Here is a 19,067-nt window from a genome sequence, read left to right on the forward strand (position 1 = left end):
TTGCTTCCTGCGGATTGCCCATGACTTACTGCGTAGCGATGGCCGTTGAAGACGGCCTCGTGTTCCTGTCCGACACGCGCACCAATGCGGGCGTCGATCACATCAGCACCGCGCGCAAGATGTCGGTGTTCGAGCAGCCGGGCGAGCGCCTGCTGGTGCTGCTCGGCGCCGGCAATCTGTCGCTGACCCAGGCGGTGCTGCACGAGTTGTCCGAGCCCGCCGAGCCGGGGCAGCCGACGCTATGGAGCGTGCCGACGATGGCCGATGCCGCGCGCGTGGTCGGCAACGCGGTGCGTCGCGTGCACCAGCGCGAGGCGGACCCGTTGCAGCAGTTCGGCGTCGACTTCAATTGCAGCTTCATTCTCGGCGGCCAGATCGCGGGCAACCGGATGCGCCTGTTCATGATCTACGCGGCCGGCAATTTCATCGAGGCGTCGGCGGTGAATCCGTATTTCCAGATCGGCGAGGCGAAGTACGGCAAGCCGATCATCGACCGCGTGCTGACGCCGTCCACGCCGCTCGGCGAGGCCGCCAAGTCCGCGCTGATCTCGATGGACTCGACGCTGCGCTCGAACCTGTCGGTGGGGCTGCCGCTCGATCTGCTGGTGTACGAGAAGGATGCGCTGCGCGTCACGCGCTTCGTGTCGATCGATCGCGACAACGCGTACTTCGACATGATTCACCGCACGTGGGGCGAGCGGCTGCGCCAGGTGTTCGCCGAGATTCCGGACCCTGACTGGCAGCAGTCGCTGGGCGACGCGCCGCAGCACCCGGAGCGCGCGCTGGTGCTATATCACGCGCCGGTCGGCGCGGACGGGCGCGAGCACGAACGCGATCTGGCGCCCGCGCAGACGCTCGCGCAGGCCGACAAAGGCAAGGCGCAGCGGCGCTAGGCCCGAAGCCCCACAACCTCGAGACGAAAAAAAACCAGCCATCGGCAATGCCTTTGGCTGGTTTTCGGCTGCGCGGCTCGTCAGCCGCGCAGCGGGTTCCGCTGAAAGTCCGCTTAGAACTTGTGACGGATACCGACGCTGACCATGACCTGGTTGCTCGTGCTCGACTGGTTGCCGTACGAACCGATCGAAGCGGTCGCGCCTTCGAGGCCGCCGGTCGTCGGGTTACGCTGTTCGCCGCTCGCGTGCTGCCATGCGCCGACTGCGTACAGGTCGGTACGCTTGGACAGCGAGTAGTCCGCGCCCAGCGAAACCTGGTTGTACGTTGCCGTTGCGTCGCCCGTGCCGCGCGTGTATGCGTAGCCGAGGCCCAGCAGTGCTGCCGGCGTGACCTGGTAGCCGAGGTAGACACGGCCGACGTTGAACTTCTGCGTCGTCGCGAAGCCCGAGCTTGCGTCCGGCTTGTACTGTGCGTTGCTGTACGACAGGTTACCCGTGAACGGGCCCGTCACGTACTGGATCGCTGCCGAAGCGATGCCGATCGACTTCGATGCGGCGTAAGCCGAGTTGATGCCGGCTGCGGCCGGGAAGTTCGAATCGAACGTACCGCCTGCCGTGCCTGCCCAGCCGCCAGCAGCAGCACGGGTAGCCGGCGAGTGCGCGTTGTCGGCGTGCAGGTAGCCGCCGGCGACGCTGATCGGACCGGTCGCGAAGGTTGCCGCGCCCGACCACGTCTGACCCGAACCGGTCGAGCCCGCGACGCCACCCAGTGCATACAGGCCTTCGACCTGGAAGCCGCCGAACACCGGCGAAACGTACTTCAGCGCGTTGTTGACGCGGAAGCTGTTGTCGTTGTTGTCGACGTCACCCGGCGTAGCGAACGTGCTGCCGAAGTAGTTGTCGCCGGTCAGCGGCTGGACCATGTCGACCAGCGGGTCGTACTGACGGCCGGCCGTGAACGTACCGAATGCGTCGCTAGCCAGACCGACGTATGCCTGACGGCCGAACATCAGACCGCCTTGACCCAGCTTGCCGGTGTTGATGTCAAAGCCGTTTTCCAACTGGAAGATTGCCTTCAGGCCGCCACCCAGGTCTTCCGTGCCTTTCAGGCCGAAACGATTACCCTGGAGGTTGCCGCCGAACAGTTGCACGAGGCTACCGCCCTTCGGGGTAGCGTTGTTCACGTACTGGACCGATTCATCGATCAAACCATAAAGCGTCACGCTGCTTTGCGCGTGTGCCATGCCGGTGACGCCGAGCAGCGCCAGCGAGAGGGTAGACAGTGCGATTCGTTTCATCATTTCTCCACGCGATTAGTGTTCGTTGTTGCGGAAAGCAGAATAGCTCACTGCCTGAAACGGACAGTAGAGGAAAAAAAAGACTGTCTCTAAAAACCGACATTTCGCGCAAGGCCTTGTATTTAAAGCCCATCAAGAATTGTTTCTGTTTTCGCAACATTTGTTGATGCAAGCCGCATTATTGTTGTTTCGTCGATAGTGACTCGACGAATGACCGCGTTTGCGCAACTGAATTGAAGGGCGGATGTAAGTTTGTCGTCTAGTTACGCGCGCGGCGGGGTAACAGCCATGTAAACGGATCTGCCGGGGAGATGACTAGCCAGGCTGGACAGACTCGGCCTGTTATGCGTGCGCGCAATCGGTGCCGGCGGTCGGTGCAACCGCCGCGGGGAATCGAGGATGGCTTGGCGTGAGGTGGGCGACCGGGCTAGCCGTGTCGCCATCTTCGGCCTGAAGCAACGCGCTGTCGGCTCAGCGCCTGCTCGCGGCGCGGCGCGCGACCGCCGCGGCTGCGGTCAGGCCGGCGGCCGCCGCGAGCGCGACCGAAGTCCACGGGTTGCGCCGCACGTAGTGGTCGGCGGCTCGCGCCTGACGGCGCGCTTCGATGAGCGCGGTAGCGGCGAGCCGGGTCGCCTGCGCTTCGGCATCGATCATCTTGCGGGCGAGTTCCACCGCTGTGGCATGGGTGGAAGCGCGGCTGCGCGCGCGAGCCCGCGAGGCCGCCGCCGCTAGCTCCGCGGCTGAGACGCCGGCAGCGCTGGCTGCCGCGCCCGCTGCCGCTTCAGCCGAAAGCCCCGCCGCGCGCCGCTCGCCCGCGCGGCCGGCCAGCGCTTCGGCGCGCGCGCCGGCATCCGAAGCGACCGTCGACGCCGCCAGCACCGACGCGAGTTTCGCGCGGCTGCCCGGCGGCGAACTGGTCTGCATCCCCCAGCCGCCGCGCGGATCGTGCAGCCGCCCGCGCGCCGCCGCGAACTCCGCGCCGAGCAGCAGCACCAGCGCCGAGAAGTACAGCCACATCAGCAGCACCGCGAGCGAGCCGGCCGCGCCGAACGAGCTGGCCATCCCCGCATGCGCGAGATACAGCGCGAACAGCTTCTTGCCGGCGGTGAACAGCACCGCCGCGACGATCCCGCCCACCAGCGCGTCGCGCCATTGCACGCGTGCATCGGGCAGGAACTTCAGCAGGCCGGCGAACGCGAACATCAGCACCAGCAGTCCGACGCCGAGTTGCAGCAGATTGCCGATGATCACGTACGGCGAGTCGCCCCATAGCCAGTTGCCGATCGCGACGATGATCGTATCGAGCACCAGCGACACGATCAGCAGAAACGCGACGCCGAGCACCAGTCCGAACGAGATCAGCCGCACCCGCACTAGCGCGAGCACGCTGGAGGTGCGTGGTCCTTCGTACGGCCACACGATATTGAGCGCGCTGTTCAGCGACGAGAACGTCGCCGATGCGCCGATCGCCAGCAACGCGAACGAGATCACCGCCGCGATGCCGCCTTTGGCGCCCGCGTGATGCGCGTTTTCGACGATGGTCTGCACCCCGGCCGCGGCCTGGTCGCCGATCAGGCCGTTGATATGGCCGTACAGTTCGCCGCGCGCGGCGGCCGGGCCGAAGAACCAGCCGGCCACCGCGATCACCATCACGAGCGTCGGCGCAAGCGAGAACGCCGCGTAGAACGCGATGCTCGCGGCCAGCGCCGGACAGCGGTTGTCGGAAAACTGCCGGAGTGCGCCAATCGCCCAGTTGGCCTGCTGGCGAGCCACGTGCTGCAGGTTCTCGCGGGAAAGGGAGTCGATGTCCATGAGCGTATCTCTACGATGTCGGTGCCTCGTGGGCGGTCGCGTTGGCGGTCGAATTGGCGTTCGAATTGGCGGTCGCGTTGGCGTCGTTATTGCCGAGGCTTTCGCAAAGCTTGTGCCCGTCACTATACAAGTTAACCGGCGCGCGCCGCCCGCTCCCGCACAGGCCCGCGGCGGCGCGGGGCGGCGCTGCCGACGGGGCGCGCGGCCGCTAGAATGCAGCGGTTCCTCTCTCATTAATATCGCCATGCATTCGCACGAACTGATCCAGCAACTGGACGTCATTGCGCCCGAGCAGTGGGGCGCGCATTTGCCCGCACACGTCGTCGAACAATTGCCCGCGCAGGGCGTCACGGTGTTCGGTGTCAGCGCCGACGCGTCCGATACCGCCGCCTTCAGCGAGCGCTACGGCTTCGGTCTCGAAGACTGCGCGAACACCATCGTGGTCCGCTACAAGAAGGACGGCGGCGAGCACTATGCGGCGCTGGTGTCGCTCGGCTCGCGGCGGCTCGACATCAACGGCGCGGTGAAGGCCGCGCTCGGCGCGCAGCGGCTGTCGTTCGCGAAGCGCGAGGCGGCGGTTGAGCATAGCGGAATGGAGTTCGGCGGCATCACCGCGTTCGGCTTGCCGGCCGACTGGCGCATTCTGGTCGACGCCGCGGTGATGGAGCGTCAACAGGTTGTGATGGGCGCCGGCGTGCGTGCGGCCAAACTGTTGCTGGCGCCCGGGCTGCTGCGGCAATGGCCGCGCTGCGAGGTCGCCGCGCTGACGCTGCCGCCGCAGTGACGCGCCGGCCCTGAAGTTTTCCGTCTTCCCGCCGTTAATCCCTGCAACGACACAAAACGTTTGCGGCTCCCGCTCGCGCGGCGGCCGTCGAACCATTCTGAGAGGGATACGGAAGATGGAACGGTTTCGCCTGAAGGTGCGGCTCTGGCTCGCGCTCGCGGTGATGTGCATGGGCATTCTGGCGATCGGCCTGTGGGGCGCATACAAGTCGCGCGAAACGATGATTGCCGACCGCGAAGCGCAGTTGCGCAGCGTGATCAGCGTCGCGACCAGCGTGATCGAGCGCTATCAGACCCAGGCCGCGGCCGGCAAGATGCCGCTCGCGGACGCGCAGCGCGCCGCGATGGAAGACCTGCGGGTGATGCGCTACAACGGCGCCGGCGGCTACGTGGTGATCGAGGACAGCCACTCGAAGGTGCTGATGCACGGCGTGCGCACGGAGCTCGAAGGCCAGGACATGACCGGCGTGGTCGATCCGAGCGGCCGTCACGTGTTCGCCGAGGGCTCGGACCTCGCGCAACGCGACGGCGAGTCGATCGTGCATCTGCAGTTCCCGAAGCCGGGCTCGACCGCGCTCGCGCCGAAGATCAATTACATGCGCTTTTTCAAGCCGTGGGGCTGGCTGCTCGTGACCGGCGTCTATGTCGACGACATCGACACGCTGTTCTACCGGACCCTCATCGAGTACCTCGTCGCGATGGCGGTGTTGTGCGCGCTGGTGTCGCTGGTGATCGGCGTGATCCTGCGCAGCATCCTGCGCCAGCTCGGCGGCGAGCCGGCCTACGCGGCGCAGATCGCGACGCGGATCGCCGACGGCGACCTCGACGTGGTGGTCGACACCAAGGCCGGCGACAACACCAGCCTGCTCGCCGCGATGCGGCGCATGCAGCAGCGTCTCGCGCACGCGATCGAGCAGATTCGCGGCGGCGCGACGCTGATCGCGTCGGTATCGAACGAGATCGCCGCCGGCAACTCGGACCTGTCGCGCCGCACCGAGCAGCAGGCGGCCGCGCTCGGCGAGACCGCGTCGAGCATGGAGCAGATCACCGCGACCGTGCGCCAGAACGCCGATAACGCGCGCCAGGCGAGCCAGCTCGCGCACAACGCGTCGGAGACCGCGGCGCGCGGCGGCGAGGTGGTCGGCCAGGTGATCGACACGATGCGCGGCATCTCGCAGTCGTCGCACCGGATCGGCGACATCATCGGCGTGATCGAGGGGATCGCATTTCAGACCAATATTCTGGCGTTGAACGCGGCGGTCGAAGCGGCCCGCGCCGGCGAGGAAGGCCGCGGCTTCGCGGTGGTCGCGGGCGAGGTGCGCACGCTCGCGCAGCGCAGCGCGGCGGCGGCCAAGGAGATCAAGGCGCTGATCGAGGAATCGGCCGCGCAGATTTCGGGCGGCTCCGCGTATGTGGGCCGCGCCGGCGAAACGATGCAGGAAGTCGTGCAGGCGGTGCGTCGCGTAAACGACATCATGGGCGAGATCAGCGCGGCGTCGGCCGAGCAGACGTCCGGTATCGAGCAGGTCAATATCGCGGTCGCGAGCATGGATCAGACGACCCAGCAGAATGCGGCGCTGGTCGAACAGGCAAGCGCGGCGGCCGACGTGTTGAAGGCGCAGACCGGGCAGCTGACGGCGGCCATTGCCGTATTCACGCTGCCGGAGCAGCGTGCGTAGTCGTAGTTATCGTTAGTGCGGGCGGCGCCGACTCGCGCCGCCTTTTTCATTTCCGCCCGCGCATCACGCGAGCGCGATCCCCGCGCGGCTCAGCAATTGCCGGCTGCGCTCCGACAGATTCTTCATCCGCAACTGCTTGCCGGCCTTGCGATAACGTTCGGCCAGTCCCTGCAACGCAGCGAGCGCCGAATGATCGGCGAGCAGCAGATGACTGCAATCGACCGTCACGCTGGCCGGATCCGCCAGCGGATCGAACAGCTCGTGAAAGCGCGTGGTCGACGCGAAAAACAGCGTGCCGCGCGGCACATAAGTCTTGTGATCGTCGCGATGCTCGGCGTGCGCGTGAATCTCGCGCGCATGCTGCCAAGCGAAGTTCAGCGCCGCGATCACGATCCCGCACATCACCGCGATCGCCAGATCGGCGCACACCGTGATGATCGTCACCGCGACGATCACCAGCGCGTCGTTGCGCGGCACCTTGCCGAGCACCCGCAGCGAGCCCCACGCGAAGGTCTGCTGCGCGACCACGAACATCACGCCGACCAGCGCCGCGAGCGGAATCCGCTCGATCAGCGGCGACAGGAACAGGATGTACAGCAGGATCATCGCGCCGCTGACGATCCCCGACAGCCGCGTGCGGCCGCCCGAATTCAGATTGATCATGGTCTGGCCGATCATCGCGCAACCGCCCATCCCGCCGAACAGTCCCGAGGCGATATTGGCCGCGCCGAGCGCGATGCATTCGCGATTGGGCCGACCGCGCGTTTCGGTGATCTCGTCGGTCAGATTGAAGGTCAGCAGCGTTTCGAGCAGACCGACGATCGCGATCAGCACCGCGTACGGCAGGATGATGTGCAGCGTGTCGAGCGTCAGCGGCACCGCGGGCAGGCTCGGCGTCGGCAGATTGCCGGCGATGTGCGCCATGTCGCCGAGCGTGCGGGTCGGCAGATGCAGCAACTGCGTGAACAGCCCCACACCGACGATCGCGACCAGCGCCGGCGGCGCCGCGCGCGTGATACGCGGCAGCAGATAGACGATCGCCATCGTCAGCGCGACGAGCGCGGCCATCGTCGCGAGCGCGGCGCCGTGCAGCCATTGCTCGCCGTGCGGCGTGAGTTCCTTGAAGTGCGCGAACTGCGCGCTCGCGATCACGATCGCCAGACCGTTGACGAAACCGAGCATCACCGGATGCGGAACCATGCGGATCAGCTTGCCGAGCCGCAACACGCCGAACAGCACCATCAACAGACCGCTGAGGATCACGGTCGCGAGCAGATACTGCGCGCCGTGTTCGACCACCAGCGCGACGATCACGACCGCCATCGAGCCGGCCGCGCCGGAAATCATCCCGGGCCGGCCGCCGAACAGCGCGGTGATGGTGCAGATGAAGAACGCGCCATACAGGCCCATCAGCGGATTCAGATGAGCAACCAGCGCGAATGCGATGCACTCGGGCACCAGCGCGAACGACGAGGTCAGGCCGGCGAGCACATTGCTGCGGATGCCGGCGAGCCGCGAGGGCGATCCGGAGAGGGGACTAGCGGTGTTCATGTTGTCGTGGGGCGAGCGAGCGGGCGATGCCGGCGACTGGCGTGAGCGTGGCCGGCGCGGGCTGCGATTGGTTGGAATTGCGTAGCATCCCCTGGCATTTCCTCGCCTCGCAGCGATCTTGCCGGGCGGCGCACAGGCTGCGCAAAGGGGAGCCCGCGGGGCGCGGGCGGTTTGCGAAAGGCGTGGATTTTACAGCAGTACGATGAGTCGAGTGGGCGTGGCCCCCGTTGTCCGCGGCGCGGGCGCGGGACCACGCGTTCGGCCCGGCGGCCGTTCAGATAATCAGCCGCGACACCTTGGTGCCTTCGAGCGACACCCCGGCCATCAGCCCGCCGTTGGTCAGGACGAAGGCCTGCACCGGACCGGTCGCGGTCGACGAGTCGACCGCGCCGTTCGCGCCGACCTTCAGCACCGCAACCGTCGCATTGGCGCCGACGGCCCAGCCCTGGCTGCGCAGGAATTCGTCGAGCGCCTCCTGGGTCATGAAAAGGAACACCAGCGCCTTCGACTGCGCGCCGATCTGCAATCCGAACGAACCGGCGACGGTGCTGTAGTAGCCGACCGTGCGGCCGCCGACGCGCAGGCCGCCTTCCCCATACTGGCCGCCGACCCAGAAGCCGGCCGCGATCACCGACGGGAACACCAGCACGCCGCGCGCTTTCGCGACCAGTTCGCGCGAGCCGTCGACGTTTTCATAGAGACGCGCGAGCGTCGAGTCGATGCCCGCGTTGATCGTGTCGCGCTTGCCGGCGTTGGCGGCGGGCGAGGCGCTCGAGGACGGCGAAGTCGTCGTGCAACCGGTGAGGCTGAGGCCCGCGACGGCCAATGCAGCGCTGCCGGTCATGATGAACTGTCGTCTGCGCATGAGTGTTTTCCTTTTTGCGTTTCCAACGCGTTTTGTACTTTCTTTTTTGTACGTTACAGGAGAGTGCGGCGGTGTCGCCCGCTTGCGTTTGTGCGCATTTGCGTGCGGGAGGTTCCGCACGCCGGCCGCTTGTCGCAGCGGCAATAGCGCGCGGCGGCGCCCGTCACGCACGGGCGCCGGGGTCGACGCAGCAGCTTGCATGCCTGTCGGCGCGCCGGCCGGGGCGGGCGGCGCGCGAATGCGGGCATGAGTTGGCGAGCGGTTGGGGAATAGCCCGGGCGCGGCGCGGGCCTTCGCGCGCCGGCCGGTTTTCGTGCGGCATGCGGCGCTTGGGCGCGACGCACGCCATTAGCCCGTTATGCGCCGGCTGTGTCCGCGTTACCGCTATACCGTCGGGCGAATGTTCTGGTTGTGGTGAAACAGGTTGTGCGGGTCGTAGCGGTTCTTCACCTCGACCAGCCGGTCATAGTTCGGGCCATACGCTTCCGCGATGCGTCCGCTTTCCTCTTCGGTCATGAAGTTCACGTACACGCTGCCGAGCGCGAACGGTCGTGTCGCGTCGCAGAACTCGCGCGCCCATGCGATGCAGCGCTCGTCGTCGCGCGCGTCGTCCCAGCGGCCGTGCACGTTCATCCCGTAGAGCGTGTTGCGATTCGGATAAGCGGTCGCGTCGGGGGCCGGGCGCTGCGTCGCGCCGCCGATCAGGCCGAAAAAGATCTCGCATTGCGGCGACGGCAGCGTCTCGATCGCCTGGATCAGCGCGTCGATCAGGCCGTCGTCGATCGCGCCGAGATTGTGCGACTTCCAGTAGTTGCGCGCGCCCGGAGTGAGCAGAGGATCGAACGCCTGTTGCCACATTTCGTACGGCATCGGGCCCAGATGCTCGCCGACCGGCGTGCCGAAAGCGCGCACCGCTTCGACGGCCGCCGGGCCGTTTTCGACCGGGCCGTTGAAGCACATCGCGAACACCAGCACCGGCTTGCCGTGCACCTCGGGCGGCAGGAACGGCAGCGGCGGCGCGAGCCGCGCGACCGCCCACACGGCCAGTTCTTCCGGCATCGCGGGCGCCGCCGCGCGGTATTTCAGCAGCGCCTGTTTCGCTTCGGCGAACGGCAGCACCACGAGGCCGCCGTAGACGAGCGGCCCGACCGGATGCAGCGCGAACTCGAATTGCGTGACCACGCCGAAATTGCCGCCGCCGCCGCGGATCGCCCAGAACAGGTCGTCGTTTTGCGTGGCGCTCGCGCGCCGCAATTCGCCGTCGGCGGTGACGACATCGGCGCCGACCAGGTTGTCGACCGTCATCCCATAGCGCCGGCTCAGCCAGCCGAAGCCGCCGCCGAGCGTGAGACCCGCGACGCCGGTCGTCGAGTTGATGCCGAGCGGGGTAGCGAGTCCGAAGGCCTGCGCTTCGTGATCGAAATCGTGCAGCGTCGCGCCCGGTTCGACGTACGCGCGTTGCGCTTGCGGATCGATGCGCACCGATTTCATCGCCGACATGTCCAGCACCAGTCCGTCGTCGCACAACGCGCTGCCGCCGATGTTGTGGCCGCCGCCGCGAATCGCCAGCGGCAGGCCGTTGATGCGCGCGAACTCGATGCCGCGGCGTACGTCGGCGACGCCGGCGCAACGCAGGATCATCGCCGGCGAGCGATCGATCATCGCATTCCAGATGTGACGTGCCGCGTCGAAGTCCGTGCTGTCGGGTAGCAGAAGCTGGCCGCGCAGGCCCGCTTTGAATTCGTCGATCGCGCTGCTGGAAACCGTAACCATGGTGTACCTCATCGAAGGGAAGAAGACGCTCGCGGGAAAGTAATCAGCAGGCCAGACTAAATGGCGGGAGATGCGTGAAAGCGATTCGAGAGCTTGGACTGCGTCCAGTAAACGGGGCGGCGCGCGGAAGTCAAACACTGGTATACCCGCGGCCGCGGGCGATCAGGCGCGAGCGCGCATCCGGCCGGCTTGCGGGGCATGCTCCGGTGCCGTGCCGATGCGTACGGCCGCCGATGGTGGAAGCACTCCGGAAATAGCAGTGTTGGTTGTGCGCGGTGCTGGTGGTCGGGCCGCAACACTTTGCGCTGCATTGCGCTGCGTTGCGTTCCCGGCTGCTGCCGTCGCTGTTTTTCGCGCGACGCGGCCGGCGCGCGCGTTCGATGCGTCCCGCGAGTGTGGGCCAACGCACGCCGCATGACGGTTTTTTTACGCGCATCGCCATTAATTTCCTGAGTGCGGCGATATGCGCGCGCGTTTCGATGTTTTTGTTTGCGCTGTCTGTGGGATTGCGATCATTGGCTTTTCCTGTTTTATTTTTTATGTGCGGAAAAGCACATGAATTAATGCGTGGTTCGATAAATCGCCGATTTGCCACGGGGAAACGCCTGGTTGAATAGAGGCGATTGATTCGACTGCCTCGGTGCGAATAGTTTTAATCGCACGTATGAAGATAGCTTTAAGCGGCCCTTTCAGCCGATGTTGCTATTAACGATGCCGGATTGCCCGCTCGCGGCGCTCACGTGAGCGCCGCGGCGCTATTGCATTGCGTGGGTTAGCGCACGGTGGCGCAATTGCGCTCCGCATAACTTCAACGTCCATCAAGCCTTGCTGTGTCGCGCTATCGATCGAGCGCGCGCACAGCCAACCGATTCTCTCGAATTACGCCAAATCGGACCGGGGATTTTCCGCGAGAGAAGAGCGGAGTGCGACGGGATTAATTCGCGCGAAGCGAAGTCGGTGGCTTTCGAGTTTTCGTTTTCCCTTTCAGGGGGAGATCTGACTCGTTATTGGACCGGTCGTTCCGGATGAAATAATCAGGAGAAGGAAATGAAAAAGCAACGCGGGGATGCGTGGATATTGGGGACGCGCAGAGCGGCTTTGGCCGTGGCAGTTAGTCTTTATGCGGCGATGGCGGGCGCGCAAACCACGACAGCGGGGTCCGACGGCGACGCCGCCAATTCGAATGTGATGGTCGTTGCTCAGGCGCGCGGCGGTTGCCCGTCCGGCGGCGGTCCCGGCTGCACGTCGCAGGGAGGCGCCGCGCCAGGGAACAGCGCCACCGCCGTTGCGGCGGCGCTCGGCGGGACGCCGTCGGCGGGCGCCGGTGCCGGCGCGGGCAATGGAAATAGTTCGGCGAACTCAGGATCGGGCGGAGTGGGTTCGGGAGGGAAGGGCGGGAGTGGTGGTGGCGGCGCTGGTGGCGATGGCGGTGGCGGCGCTGGCGGCGGCGGTGACAGCGGCGGGGATAACGGGTCGGGAAAGGGCGGTAGCGGTGGTGATGGTGGCGGTAATAACGGTGGTGATAGCGGTGGTGGTGGAGGCGATAACGGCGGTAGTGGTGGTGATGGCGGTGGCGATAGCGGTGGCGGTGATGGTGGGCATGGTGGACACCATGGCCACGGTGGACACCATGGCCACGGTCATGGCGGTGATGGCGATGGCGATGGCGGTCATGGTCATGGCGGTGATGGTGACGGCGGTCATGGTCATGGTGGCGATGGCGACGGTGGTCATGGTCATGGCGGCGATGGCGACGGTGGTCATGGTCATGGAGGTGATGGCGACGGCGGTCACGGTCATGGCGGTGATGGCGATGGCGGTCACGGTCATGGTGGCGATGGCGATGGCGGTCATGGTCATGGCGGTGATGGCGATGGCGGCCACGGTCATGGCGGCGATGGCGACGGCGGTCACGGTCATGGCGGCGATGGCGACGGTGGTCATGGTCATGGCGGCGATGGCGACGGTGGTCATGGTCATGGCGGCGATGGCGACGGCGGTCACGGTCATGGCGGCGATGGCGACGGCGGTCATGGTCATGGCGGTGATGGCGACGGCGGCCACGGTCATGGCGGCGATGGCGACGGCGGTCATGGTCATGGCGGCGATGGCGACGGCGGTCATGGTCATGGCGGCGATGGCGACGGTGGTCATGGTCATGGCGGCGATGGCGACGGCGGTCACGGTCATGGCGGCGATGGCGACGGCGGTCATGGTCACAGCGGCGATGGTGACGGCGGTCATGGTCACAGCGGCGATGGTGACGGCGGTCATGGTCACAGCGGCGATGGCGACGGTGGCCACGGAGATGGCGGTCATGGTCACAGCGGTGACGGTGACGGCGGCCACGGAGATGGCGGTCACGGCCACAGCGGCGATGGCGACGGCGGCCACGGAGATGGCGGTCACGGCCACAGCGGCGATGGTGACGGTGGCCACGGAGATGGCGGTCATGGTCACAGCGGCGGCGATGGCGGCCATGGTGATGGCGGTCACGGCCACAGCGGTGGCGATGGCGGTCACGGCCCCAGCGGCAATGGTGACGGCGGCCACGGTACGGGCGGCCAAGGTGACGGTGGCCATGGCCACAGCGGTGGTCCGGGCAGCGGCGGCCACGGCGGCAACGGTGGAGACGGTGGTGGCCAAGGCAACAGTGGCCACGGTGGAAATGGTGGCGAGGGCAACGGCGGGCACGGCGGCGGCCAGGGCAATGGCGGTTCCGGAACCGGAGGCCACGGCGGCAGCGGTGGTGGCGAAGGTAACGGCGGCCACGGTGGTGGCCAGGGCAACGGTGGTGCCGGCGGTGGAGGTCAGGGAGGCCACGGCGGCGGCCAGGGCAACAGTGGTGCCGGCGGTGGAGGTCAGGGAGGCCACGGCGGCGGCCAGGGCAACAGTGGTGCTGGAGGCGGAGGCCAAGGCGGTAACGGAGGCGGCCAGGGCAACGGCGGTGCTGGCGGCGGAGGCCAAGGCGGCCATGGCGGAGGCCAGGGCAACGGCGGTGCTGGCGGCGGAGGCCAAGGCGGTAACGGCGGAGGCCAGGGCAACGGCGGTGCTGGCGGCGGAGGCCAAGGCGGTAACGGCGGAGGCCAGGGCAACGGCGGTGCCGGAGGTGGAGGCCAAGGCGGTAACGGCGGAGGCCAGGGCAACGGCGGTCCCGGCGGCGGAGGCCAAGGTGGCAACGGAGGCGGCCAGGGCAATGGTGGTCCCGGCGGCGGCCAAGGCGGCCAAGGCGGCCAAGGCGGCCAAGGCGGCAATGGCGGTCACGGTGGCCATGGCGGTCACGGTGGTCCAGGCAACGGCGGAGGCCAAGGCGCTGGCGGAGGCCAAGGCAACGGCGGACCGGGCAACGGTGGCAATGGCGGCCACGGTGGAGGCTTCGGCGGCGGCTTCGGGAACGGCGGCTTCGGCAACGGCGGTCGCGGCGGTGGTTTCGGCGGCTTCGGCAACGGTGGCCACGGCGGTGGTGGCTACGGCGGCGGCCACGGCGGCAGCAACCACTAACCGGTGTGCCGGAAGCCCCCTGCGACCGGGGGCTTCCGGCGAACGTGGAGGCCGGCGCAAGCCGGCCTCCATGCCACTCCACCCGAAGCAGCGCGGCAATCGGACTGCGGCAATGGCTGCACCAAAAGAAGCACCAAAAGAAGCACCAAAAGAAGCCCCAAACGAGCTACCACGCGAAGAACTAAAAGCACTACCAAAAGAAGTACTAAAAGAACCGCGAAAAGAATCACCAAAAGAAGTCCTGAAAGAACCACTCAACACAGCACTCAAAGCAGTCCGAACCAGTCACCCAGGCGGACGGCCGCGCCCGTCCACTCACCCCGGCAGTTCGATCACCTTCTCCTGCACCACTAGAAAAACGCGCTCGCCGGCAACCCGTCCGGTTTCCCGCGCGCCTCCGGTAAAACTCCCGAACGCGGGCAGTACCCCGCAGCCACTGCTAAAACGGAAGCACGGCACTCGCACCGAATCGGTCCGTGTCGCCAGCCGATACACCGGATGCACATGCCCGGCGAGTACATACGCGTGCTCGACCGCGCGCGGGTGATGACACAACGCCCACGGCCCGATAAGCCACGGTTCGCGCACATGCTCGACGTCCAGCGTGAGCGGTAAGCGACCCGCATGCCGGTCGTGATTGCCTTCGACCAGTACCACCCGCAATAACGGATGCCGCGCGCGCCACGCGTGCAACGCATCGAGCGTGAGCGTCGACAGCGATTCGCGCGCGTGCAGCAGGTCGCCGAGAAACACCAGCAGCGCCGGTTCGTATTCGGCAATCAGTCGATCGATTCGCAGCAGATTGTCCGCGGTCGAACCCGTCGGCACCGGAATGCCGCGTGCGCGAAATACCGCGTCCTTGCCGAAATGCGCATCGGCGATAAAGAGCGCACGCAGCCGCGGATCGAAACTCGCGCGCAAGCTCGACAGCACGAGCGGATGGGAAGCGATTTCAATCGCGAGCGACGCCGGCGTCATCGTTGCGCCGCCTTTTCGAGTTCGGCGAGCATCCGTTCGACCCGGTCCGCGAGCTTCTCGGTGCTCACTTTCTCCCGCAGGCGGCCGACGATCAACGGAAACGCAAACGGCGTCGGCTTTTTCGGCCGGGTCAGCACGACGCGACTCGCATTCATCCGTTCGAGTGCCATCCGGATGCGCCGCACGTCGAGTTCCTGTAGCAGTACTTCGGTATCGGCCTGGCCGAGCAGTAGATTGCCGCGATCGTGTTGCCGGAAGATCTCATAGAAAAGTCCGCTCGACGCCTGCAATTGCCGCGCGCTTTTCTGCTGTCCGGGGTGGGCCTGAAACACAAGTCCGGAGACCCGCGCTATTTCCCGAAAGCGCCGCAACGACAGTTCGGACGAATTCAGGCTGGCGAGAATGTCATGCTCGAGTCCCTCTGGAGAAAGCAGACCGCTATGCAACTGCGCGTCCCAATCGAATGCCTGCGAGCAAAGCAATTCGAAACCGTAGTCGTTCATCGAAATAGAAAACGTGCCCGGACTGTCGCGCGCGACCCGCCACGCGAGCAGCGCGCCGAGACCGATATGCGCGGTCCGTCCCGCGAACGGATAACAGAAGAAGTGCTGCCCCTCGCGCGACTTCAGCAATTCGATCACGAGTACGCCCGGTTCGGGCAACGCCGACCATTTCCGCTGCAATTCGAGCAGCGGTTGAACCGCGCGCATTTCAGGTTCGTCGTAAATGCCGTGCGCGGCGCGCGCGAGCATCGTCAGCGTCGCATCCGCGAGTTCCGACGACAGCGGCATGCGGCTGCCCGCCCACTGCGGCATCGCGCCGCGCGCCGAACTAGCGCGCCGCACCCAGGCGGTCATGTCCTGCACGCGAATCAGTTCGAGCGCGCGGCCGCCGAATGTGAAGACGTCGCCGGGTTTGAGCCGCGCGATGAACGACTCTTCGATCGCGCCGATCCGGCCGCCGGACAGATACGCGACATTCAGCGTGCCGTTCGCGACGATCGTGCCGATGTTGTTGCGATGCCGTCGCGCGAGATCGTTGCGCGGCACACGATAGAAGCCGTCGTGGTCGCGCGCGACCCGATGATAGTCAGGGTACGCGCGCAACGTCGCGCCGCCGCCCTCGACGAAGCCGAGCGCCCAATCGAATTCCGCCTGCGTCAGATGCCGATATGCATAGGTATGCACAATTTCGTCGAATAGCTCGCGTGCATCGAAGCCGCCGCCGATCGCCACGGTCACCAGATGTTGGACCAGCACGTCGAATGGCTTTTCCGGCGTATCGCGGCTTTCGATCTGCCGCTGTTCGACCGCTTCGCGCGCGGCGGCCGCCTCGACCAGTTCGAGCGCATGCGTCGGCACGATCGTCACGCGCGACGGCAAGCCGGGCGCATGGCCGGAGCGGCCCGCGCGCTGCATCAAACGCGCGACGCCTTTCGGCGAACCGATCTGGAAGATCCGCTCGACCGGCAGAAAGTCGACGCCGAGATCGAGACTCGAAGTACACACAACGACTTTTAAAGCGCCGTTTTTCAGGCCGAGTTCAACCCATTCGCGGACCGACTGATCGAGCGAGCCGTGATGCAGCGCGATCAATCCGGCCCATTCGGGACGCGCGTCGAGCAGCGCCTGATACCAGAGTTCGCATTGCGAGCGCGTATTGGTGAAGACGAGCGAGGTCCGCGCGCCGTCGAGCGCGCGCGCAACCGCATCGACCTGGCGCGTTCCCAGATGACCGCCCCACGGAAAGCGCTCGATCGTGTCGGGAATGATCGTGTCGACGATCAGGGTCTTCGGCAGCGCGCCGTGCACGCTGACGCGCGGCGTCGTCACCGGAGCGAGCAGAACTTGCGCCGCAAATTCCAGATTGCCGAGCGTCGCCGATAACCCCCACACCTGCAAAGCGGGCCGCCAATGCGTGAGTCGCGCGAGTGCGAGCTGGGTTTGCGTGCCGCGCTTGTTGCCGAGCAGTTCGTGCCATTCGTCGACGATCACGAGCCGCACCTGCGCAAGCACGTCACGCGCGTCGGCTCGCGTGAGGATCAGCGTGAGGCTCTCGGGTGTCGTGACGAGCGCCGACGGCATGCGCCGGTTCTGTCGTTCGCGTTCGGACGACGAAGTATCGCCGGTGCGCAGGCCGACGCTCCACGGCACCGCGAGTTCGGCCGCCGAGCTTTGCAATGCGCGCGCGGTGTCGGCGGCGAGCGCGCGCATCGGCGTGATCCATAGCACGGTCAGCGGCTGCGGATGCTTGCGCGCGGCCGGCACGTCGCGCGTGAACGCGGCGAGGGCGCCGAACCAGACCGCCCACGTCTTGCCGGCGCCGGTGCTTGCATGCAGCAGGCCGCTCGAGCCGTCCCCGAGCGCGCGCCACACTTCGCGTTGAAACTCGAAAGGCTGCCAGCCGCGTGCGGCGAACCATGCGTCGAGTTTGTCCGCGAACGGACGCTGCGCGGCGGCGTCGTCAGGTGGATAAGCGGGAAACGGCAGCGGCTCGAAAGCGGCTTTGCGTGCATCGAGCCGCGCCTGTTGTGCGCGGCTGCGCGGAATGCGCCGGGGACGCGGCGCGCGGCGCGGTCGATCGGCGTCGGCGTCTGCACCGGCACTGCCGGGCGGCGAGAGAGGGGCGTCGGGATCGGCCGGCTCGGTCATCGAAAGCGCTCCTGATTTACAGATGTATTGGATTGATAGGCCGGCGGGTCGCTCGCAGCCAATCCGCTACAATGACCCGACTCACCCAACTGGAGACTTGCTTTGAAATCACTCGTTGCTTTGCTGGCCGCAACCGTTCTCTCCTCGACCGCGATGGCCGCTGCGCCGACCACGGAAAAGCTCCCGTCCGGCGTCGTCGTCGAGCACCTGACGCAAGGCACGGGCCCGCAGCCGGCCGCAACCGACGTCGTCAAGGTCAATTATCGCGGCACGCTGCCCAACGGTACCGAATTCGACAGCTCCGCGAAGCACGGCGGCCCGGCAACGTTTCCGCTCAATCGCGTGATTCCGTGCTGGACGCAAGGCGTACAGAAGATGAAAGTCGGCGGCAAGGCGCGTCTGACCTGCCCGGCGGCAACCGCTTACGGTGAGCGCGGCGTCGGCCCGATTCCGCCGAATACCGATCTGACTTTCGAGGTCGAACTGGTCGACATCGTCAAGTAAGCGCATACCAATGTATTGAAATACAGGCCTCGCTCCGGCAATCGTAGCGAGGCCTGCTGTTTTTTGGGCGCGGCTCGGCCCAATTGCCGGTCAGGGGACACACGATGAAACACGACAAGAATACGCTGCCGGTTGCGAGTATCGGCTTCACCGGCAAGACCGCCCACAAGTTCTTCGACCTGTTAAAAGAGGCCCGCGTGCGCACGGTGCTCGACGTTCGCCTCAATAACACGTCGCAACTCGCGGGCTTCGCGAAGAAGCAGGATTTGCCGTACTTTCTCGAACACCTGTGCGATGCGAAGTATGTGGAAGTGCCGGAACTGGCTCCCGAACCGGACATGCTCAAACGCTATCAGCGCAAGGAAATGAGCTGGGAGAACATGCGCGACGCGTATTTCGACCTGATCGCGAAACGCCGGGTCGAAAGCAATCTGGATATCGCGCTATTCGAATCAGGCTGCCTGCTTTGCAGTGAACATTTACCGCACCATTGTCACCGGACACTCGCGCTCGAGTATCTGAACCAGCACTGGAATAACCGTCTTTCCGTCACGCATCTGACCTGAATCCGGCCTGAGCGCAATTGCGTCCACCGGTTCGCGGCACCCCGCCGCCGGGTGCTTTATCGGTATTTCCCCGCAGTACTGGCGGGCGCCGGCGGTGTGGGTCCGGACGATGGTTTCCGGCTTCCGTTCTCGCCTTCGCTCCTCCTTCCGTTCAGTAGCCCAAAAGTTTGCATCGTGTGAACAGTCTGGAAATCCGCGGCAAGCGTTGATGCT

At 66.2% G+C, this 19,067-nt stretch carries 14 protein-coding genes; 5 read left to right on the top strand and 9 right to left on the bottom strand.

Annotation, left to right across the window (positions count from 1 at the left end):
* Nucleotides 1-20 precede the first annotated feature (20 nt).
* Entirely contained in the window at nucleotides 21-893 is an 873-nt protein-coding gene (locus LJ656_RS10570; protein ID WP_230509352.1) for a proteasome-type protease, read from the top strand.
* Nucleotides 894-1,006: 113 nt separating this feature from the next.
* Here the strand turns inward: LJ656_RS10570 and LJ656_RS10575 are convergent, their stop codons facing one another.
* Together LJ656_RS10575 and LJ656_RS10580 are read right to left on the bottom strand one after the other, a co-directional pair.
* Nucleotides 1,007-2,191 carry a porin gene (locus LJ656_RS10575; RefSeq protein WP_230509353.1) on the bottom strand — a complete coding sequence of 395 codons (1,185 nt, stop codon included), beginning with the start codon at nucleotides 2,189-2,191 and terminating at the stop codon, nucleotides 1,007-1,009.
* A gap of 471 nt (nucleotides 2,192-2,662) precedes the next feature.
* Entirely contained in the window at nucleotides 2,663-4,003 is a 1,341-nt protein-coding gene (locus LJ656_RS10580; protein ID WP_230509354.1) for a YihY/virulence factor BrkB family protein, read from the bottom strand.
* A 244-nt stretch (nucleotides 4,004-4,247) separates the two neighbouring features.
* Between LJ656_RS10580 and LJ656_RS10585 the strand changes: the two genes are divergently transcribed.
* On the top strand, nucleotides 4,248-4,787 hold the full coding sequence (locus tag LJ656_RS10585; RefSeq protein ID WP_230509355.1) for a YbaK/EbsC family protein: 540 nt from the start codon (nucleotides 4,248-4,250) through the stop codon (nucleotides 4,785-4,787).
* 115 nt (nucleotides 4,788-4,902) lie between these two features.
* On the top strand, nucleotides 4,903-6,465 hold the full coding sequence (locus LJ656_RS10590) for a methyl-accepting chemotaxis protein (RefSeq protein WP_230509356.1): 1,563 nt from the start codon (nucleotides 4,903-4,905) through the stop codon (nucleotides 6,463-6,465).
* Between the two features lie 63 nt (nucleotides 6,466-6,528).
* On the opposite strand, the gene LJ656_RS10595 is transcribed toward LJ656_RS10590, so the two are convergent.
* From LJ656_RS10595 to LJ656_RS10625, 7 genes are all read right to left on the bottom strand, one after another.
* Complete coding sequence (locus LJ656_RS10595; RefSeq protein WP_230509357.1) at nucleotides 6,529-8,016, bottom strand: SulP family inorganic anion transporter; 1,488 nt, start codon at nucleotides 8,014-8,016, stop codon at nucleotides 6,529-6,531.
* Between the two features lie 274 nt (nucleotides 8,017-8,290).
* Nucleotides 8,291-8,881, bottom strand: a complete 591-nt coding sequence (locus LJ656_RS10600; protein WP_075297412.1) for a BPSL1445 family SYLF domain-containing lipoprotein — start codon at nucleotides 8,879-8,881, stop codon at nucleotides 8,291-8,293.
* Nucleotides 8,882-9,265: 384 nt separating this feature from the next.
* Nucleotides 9,266-10,654, bottom strand: a complete 1,389-nt coding sequence (locus tag LJ656_RS10605) for an FAD-binding oxidoreductase (protein WP_230509358.1) — start codon at nucleotides 10,652-10,654, stop codon at nucleotides 9,266-9,268.
* A 130-nt stretch (nucleotides 10,655-10,784) separates the two neighbouring features.
* A complete protein-coding gene (locus tag LJ656_RS10610) occupies nucleotides 10,785-11,249 on the bottom strand; it encodes a hypothetical protein (protein WP_230509359.1) in 465 nt (154 codons plus the stop codon).
* A gap of 764 nt (nucleotides 11,250-12,013) precedes the next feature.
* Nucleotides 12,014-14,152, bottom strand: coding sequence for a ribonuclease E domain-containing protein (locus LJ656_RS10615; RefSeq protein WP_230509433.1), 2,139 nt, complete (start codon nucleotides 14,150-14,152; stop codon nucleotides 12,014-12,016).
* A 318-nt stretch (nucleotides 14,153-14,470) separates the two neighbouring features.
* Nucleotides 14,471-15,133 (bottom strand): ligase-associated DNA damage response endonuclease PdeM, encoded by a 663-nt coding sequence (gene pdeM, locus LJ656_RS10620; RefSeq protein WP_230509360.1) that lies wholly within the window; start codon nucleotides 15,131-15,133, stop codon nucleotides 14,471-14,473.
* The gene (locus tag LJ656_RS10625; protein WP_230509361.1) at nucleotides 15,130-17,784 is read right to left on the bottom strand and encodes a ligase-associated DNA damage response DEXH box helicase; all 2,655 of its coding nucleotides are present in this window, start codon (nucleotides 17,782-17,784) and stop codon (nucleotides 15,130-15,132) included. The genes pdeM and LJ656_RS10625 overlap by 4 nt, the downstream gene beginning before the upstream one ends.
* Nucleotides 17,785-17,937: 153 nt before the next feature.
* Between LJ656_RS10625 and LJ656_RS10630 the strand changes: the two genes are divergently transcribed.
* Nucleotides 17,938-18,288 (top strand): FKBP-type peptidyl-prolyl cis-trans isomerase, encoded by a 351-nt coding sequence (locus LJ656_RS10630; RefSeq protein ID WP_218641995.1) that lies wholly within the window; start codon nucleotides 17,938-17,940, stop codon nucleotides 18,286-18,288.
* A gap of 104 nt (nucleotides 18,289-18,392) precedes the next feature.
* Entirely contained in the window at nucleotides 18,393-18,854 is a 462-nt protein-coding gene (locus tag LJ656_RS10635; protein ID WP_230509362.1) for a DUF488 domain-containing protein, read from the top strand.
* Nucleotides 18,855-19,067: the final 213 nt, after the last annotated feature.

The sequence above is a fragment of the Paraburkholderia sejongensis genome (assembly GCF_020880815.1).
In the GTDB taxonomy this organism is placed as follows: Bacteria; Pseudomonadota; Gammaproteobacteria; order Burkholderiales; family Burkholderiaceae; genus Paraburkholderia; species Paraburkholderia sejongensis.